This window comes from Xanthobacter sp. BG11Y11_SDJG, from assembly GCF_057364445.1.
Map to the genome: position 1 here is coordinate 1 of NZ_JBNFNU010000609.1, position 1,694 is coordinate 1,694.

1 pseudogene is annotated in these 1,694 nt (G+C 69.9%); it reads right to left on the bottom strand.

The window, feature by feature from the left end:
• Positions 1-128 precede the first annotated feature (128 nt).
• A pseudogene (locus AC2W7M_RS24935) lies at positions 129-1,694 on the bottom strand (glycine cleavage T C-terminal barrel domain-containing protein); the annotation flags it as partial.

A 1,694-nucleotide genomic window follows, 5' to 3' on the forward strand; every position in this document is an offset into this window, starting at 1 on the left:
CCGCGCCGCGCCGGGCAACGAGGCTGGCGGCGGACCCGCCGGGAAGGAGCCGCGCGGAAACGCCCTCGCCCGACGCGCCGTAATGGCCGTCCGGCAGCAAGGCGGTGGGCGCGAAATCGACCAGCATGTCAGCCACGTTGCTTCTCCCCCTCGGGATCGACGAAGGCCGGATCGCACACTTCGACCGCGATGTCGCCGCCCCGCACCGGGTCATAGGCGCGCACCGTCTCGCCGATGCGCTTCTGGCCGTTCTTGAGGAAGCCGAGGCCGATGGAATGGCCGAGCGTCGGCGAGAAGGCGACCGAGGTCATGTAGCCTTCATCGTTCGCCATGGTCGGTTCGGCGCCCATGGCGAGGAAATGCGCGCCCGCGCGCAGGCGCTCGGAGCGGTCCACGGGACGGAAGCCGACGAAGATGGGCCGGTCCTCTTCCAGGAAGGCCGGCCGCCGGCGAGCACGCGGCCGATATAGTCCTTCTTGGTGGAGGCCATCTTGCCGAGGCCGAGGTCGCGGGCCGAGGTCTGGCCGTTCAGCTCGTTGCCGGAGACGTGGCCCTTCTCGATCCGCAGCACGCCCAGCGTCTCGGTGCCGTAGGGCGTGATGCCATAGGGCCCGCCGGCCTCCATGATGGCGCGGATCAGCGCCTCGCCTTGTCCCGACGGCACGGCGATCTCGTAACCCAGCTCTCCGGAGAAGGAGAGTCGGAAGATGCGCGCCGGGATGCCGCCGGCAACCGTGGTTTCCAGCACCCCCATGAAGGGCAAAGCGGCGTTCGACACGTCCGCCCCGTCCATCACCTTGGCCAGCACGTCGCGCGAGCGCGGGCCGGAGAGCGCGATCTGGGCATATTGCTCGGTGATGGAGGCGAGCTGCACGTCGAGGTCCGGCCACAGCACCTGGAGGCAGAATTCCAGATGCTGGTAGACCTTGGCGGCGTTGGCCGTGGTGGTGGTCATCACATAATGGTCGTCGGCGAGGCGGGCGCAGGTGCCGTCGTCCATGACGATGCCGTCCTCGCGCAGCATCACGCCGTAGCGCGCCTTGCCCACCGCGAGCGTCGAGAAGGTGTTGATATAGACCCGGTCGAGGAAGCGTCCGGCGTCCGGCCCTTGGAGGTCGATCTTGCCGAAGGTGGAGGCGTCCACGACGCCGACGCTCTCGCGCACCGCCTTCACCTCGCGGTTGACGCTGGTGAGCCAGTCGGTCTCGCCGGGCTTGGGGAAATACTGCGCCCTCAGCCAGAAGCCGGCCTCGACGAACACCGCGCCCTGCTCGGTGGCCCACCGATGCGTCGGCGTCGGCCGGGTGGGGCGGAAGTCCTTGCCGCGGTGGTGGCCGGCGAGCGCGCCCATCGCCACGGGCGTGTAAGGCGGGCGGAACACCGTCACGCCGGTCTCGGCGATGGAGCGGCCGGTGAGGTGGGCCATGATGGCAAGGCCCGCCATGTTGGAGGTCTTGCCCTGGTCGGTGGCCATGCCGAGCGTGGTGTAGCGCTTCAAGAGCTCCACCGCGCGATAGCCTTCCGTGTGGGCGAGCGCGACGTCCTTCGCCGTCACGTCGTTCTGGAGGTCGACGAAGGCAAAGCCGCCGGGCGCCGCCACGTGCCAGAAGGCGCTGATGCCGGCGGGCGCGCCTTCCGCTCGGCGGCACCTCCGGCGTTGGGACGGCGAAGCCGAGGTCGCCCGCCGCCACCGC